The following is a 3,495-nucleotide window of genomic DNA, read 5'->3' as shown; positions in this document are numbered from 1 at the left end:
CCATCCGAAAGGACATGGAAGACGAGCCGTTCATCGGCTCCGAGGCGCTGATCCGCCGCAAGGCCAATCCTCAGAGAAAGCTAGTCGGTCTCGATATCGACAGCAATGAGTGTGTCCATCACGGCGACCCCGTCTACAAAGGGCGGGCGCAGGTCGGCGTGGTGACCAGCTCCACGCGCTCCCCGATCTTGAAGAAGAACATCGCGCTCGCGCGACTCGACATTTCGGAGTCGGAGCTGGGCACCGGCGTCGAGATCGGCAAGCTGGACGGCCATCAGAAGCGCATCCCGGCCAAGGTCGTCGGCTTTCCGCATTACGATCCGCAAAAGACCCGGGTGCGGGCGTAAGGCGCTCTGCGCACGGGGCTCTGCCCGCATCACATCGACAATCGGCGGAAAAGCCTGAGCCTAGCCGTTCGCGCGCACGCTTCGCGCTGGCTTCGAGAGTGACTCGATCTCGACCGTCTCGATGCGGCCCACGCCCACATTCCTGGCCCGCGCGGCTGCCGTTGAGGCCAAGGAAACGAGTTGATCAGCGGATTCATTCCCCGTCGGCTTCGTGACGACCCCGATACTGGCGGTCAGGAACATCTCGTTGTTGCCGTCCACGACGGGCCGGCGCAGCGCCTGTTGGATTTCCACGGCGACGGCCACGGAGTCTTCATTGGCCTCCGCGCTTTCATGCAGGATCACAAACTCGCTGTCGGTCCAAAGGCAAAGCGAATCGATGGGGCTCAGCATCGTTTCGATGCGCTTGCCGACATCCAGGAGCGCGCGCTCCCTGAACTCAGTCCCGAGACTCTCGCGCCACTTGGCAAACTGGTCGAGGTGAACGACGAGGACGACAAAAGAATCGCGCGGCCGGGACCTCCTCCGGCGCAAGGCCATCTCGAGCCGATCCAAGAACAGGGTAGGGGTCGGCAGGCAAGTTCCCGGGTCGAGCAAGCTGTCGCTTCTCAGGCGAAGTTGCTCATGCTTCTCCCGCGTCACGTCGGTGATGAAACCCTCCACGCCGAGAAGTTCGCCGCTGATCGAGTAATTCCCCCGGCCGCGCTCGAGCACCCATTTCTCTTCGCCCCGCGCCGTTCGAATCCGGTACATGAGCTCGAAGGACCGATGCTCGCGCAACGAGACTTGGACGTTCTGCCAGACCTGCTCCCGGTCTTCCGGAACGATCAGATCGGCATAGGTGAGACGCTCGCTGTTGATCAAGGCCTCCGGCGGATAGCCGGTCAGCACCTCGCAGCCCTTGCTCATATATTCCATGGTCCACTGACGGTCGTTGCGGCAGCGATAGACCAGGCCGGGCAGATTATTGATCAGAGTTTCCAAGGTGCGATGGCTTGCTTCCTTGAGGCCCTCCGCTTGAACGCGATTACCCACATCGAACAGCGTTCCGACAAAGCCCATGCAGCGTCCGTTGTCGGCCACCACAGCCTGTGCGCCGGCCTCCAAATGCACGGTCTTGCCGGAGCTGGTGAGGAAGCGCAGCACGAGCGCGGCCGTCCTTTGCGGGTCGTGCTGGCGGGTCTCCAGAAAGCGGAGCCAGCGCTCTTCGTCCTGCGGGTGCAAATAGGCGGAGCGGCCGAGCGAGCGCGTCTCTTGCAGCGAGAAGCCGGTCAGGCGCGTCCAGGCCGCATTCACGTAGCGTAGGCTGCCACTCGGACCGGTGACGAAAACCACGATGTCGATCGCATCGACAAGTGGCGCAACCAGCGGTGTGGAGCCCGGGCAAAATTCGCTCGTGAGGCTGGTCGCCAACTCGTCACTTTCGACCAGGAGTTCGGTGAGGACCTCAATCTGCGCAGTCGACATGCTCGTGGCTTCTATATGGGTTTCGATGGAGCGTAGCCAAGTTACACCATTGCATTATGCGCGGTGAGAAAATGAAGCAGGCAAGAGTAGTACTACCTTGGAGGTAGCGCGGCGTGTCAGCTAGTTCTGACTATCGTCAAGAATAGTGCGGGGCCATGTGCCAGGCCTGTGCAATGAAGATGGGACCGAGCACAACTGAGGCGGGCATCAGAAGCAGGATAACGCCATACGAGGTCTTATCGATCCGAGTATCGCCGGCTTTCAGGCCGTGGTGAGTGCCCAGACGGCGGCCTCGAGCCGCGATTGCAGGTTCAGCTTCCGCAGCAGGTTTTTCACATGCACTTTTACGGTGCCGTCGCTGATATCGAGCTCGCGCGCGATGTGCTTGTTGCTCTTGCCGGCGGCGATCAGGCGTAGGATCTGCCGCTCGCGTGCGGTCAGGCACTCTTCGTCTGTAGGCGGCGCCGCCGGCGTGCCGTCGCGCATGGTTTCCAGCAGCATGCTCATCAAGGGCTCGGTAAATACGGTTTCGCCGCGGGCCGCGAGCCGGAGCTTGTCGAGAATCTCTTCGGGCTCCGAGCCCTTGAGCAGGTAGCCTTCGGCGCCGGCGCGAACCGCCCTGATGAAGTCCTGCTCGGCGTCGGACACCGTGAGCATGATGACCTGGGTGTCCAGTCCACTATCCTTGATTTGCTTGAGGGCGCTGAGACCGCTGCTTTCTCGCATGTTGAGATCCATCAGCACCAGATCGGGCTTCAGCGAGGAAGCCAGCTGGACGCCTTCCTCGGCAGAGGCTGCCTCGCCGACGACTTCGAAACCCTCTTGTGCCGCGATGAGCTGGGCCACGCCGCATCGAAACAGCGGGTGATCGTCGACCAGCAATACTCTGCATGACTCCGTGTTCATGGCAAAATCCTCAGCCTACGATGGTACCCGATAGTGTGCTTCGTTCGCGGCAGCACTGGACATAGAGGCGCGTGCCGCCGCCCTCGCGATCCTCGACGCGCAAAACGCCGCCGAGACTGCGCGCCCGCTCCTGCATGATGATAAGCCCATGATGCGGTTCGGCGTCCTGCATTGTCAGTTGCATGCCGATCCCGTTGTCCTCCACGCCCAGGCAGACAGTGCCGTCTTCTTTGAGACGGGCCGAGACCCAGCAATAGTTGGCGTGGGAGTGACGCACCACATTGCATAGGGCCTCGCGAAGAATGAGCAGAAGCTGCATCTCTTCGGCCACTGTCAGGACGCCGACGGGAAGTCGATTGTCCAGGTCGAAGGCAATGGAGCTGCGCCGCTCGAATTCGTCGATGGAGTCTTCCAGAGCCTGGGCGAAAGTCCTTCCATGCATCGTCAAGCGGAAGGTCGTGATCAATTCGCGCAGTTGCAGGTTCGCCGTGCTGAGCGTGCTGCGCACCTTTTGCAGTGCTAGATCGACCTCCGATGCATGATCGCCGTCGCTCTTGAGCATGGTTTGCAGCAGGCTGACTTGCACTTTCAAATAGGACAGCGATTGAGCAAGGGAGTCGTGCAGCTCGCGGGCGATGGCGGCGCGCTCCTCGCTCTGCGCATTGCGCAGCTTCATGCGCGCACAACGTGCGCTGTAGAGGATGCCGGCCAAGTACTCGCCGTAGCCCGGCAAGGACTCCAAAGCCGATGGCGGCACGGCGCTGCGGTCGCGCGA

4 protein-coding genes are annotated in these 3,495 nt (G+C 61.6%); 1 reads left to right on the top strand and 3 read right to left on the bottom strand.

Annotated features, from left to right (window positions below; all coding sequences use genetic code 11):
- Positions 1-347, top strand: a 347-nt coding sequence (locus AUC71_RS04045; protein ID WP_141701438.1) for a glycine cleavage T C-terminal barrel domain-containing protein, incomplete at its 5' end; no start/stop codon positions are given.
- Between the two features lie 60 nt (positions 348-407).
- On the opposite strand, the gene AUC71_RS04040 is transcribed toward AUC71_RS04045, so the two are convergent.
- From AUC71_RS04040 to AUC71_RS04030, 3 genes are all read right to left on the bottom strand, one after another.
- Positions 408-1,814: a sensor domain-containing diguanylate cyclase gene (locus AUC71_RS04040; protein ID WP_069623230.1), complete on the bottom strand. Its 1,407-nt coding sequence runs from the start codon at positions 1,812-1,814 to the stop codon at positions 408-410.
- A gap of 261 nt (positions 1,815-2,075) precedes the next feature.
- Positions 2,076-2,720, bottom strand: a complete 645-nt coding sequence (narL, locus tag AUC71_RS04035) for a two-component system response regulator NarL (RefSeq protein WP_069623229.1) — start codon at positions 2,718-2,720, stop codon at positions 2,076-2,078.
- Between the two features lie 10 nt (positions 2,721-2,730).
- Positions 2,731-3,495: histidine kinase (locus AUC71_RS04030; RefSeq protein WP_244500791.1), on the bottom strand; the 765-nt coding region annotated here is incomplete at its 5' end.

The sequence above is a fragment of the Methyloceanibacter marginalis genome (assembly GCF_001723295.1).
Classification (GTDB): Bacteria; Pseudomonadota; Alphaproteobacteria; order Rhizobiales; family Methyloligellaceae; genus Methyloceanibacter; species Methyloceanibacter marginalis.
The sequence above is the reverse complement of the archived record's forward strand: the minus strand, read 5'-3'. Positions and strand labels throughout refer to the sequence as shown.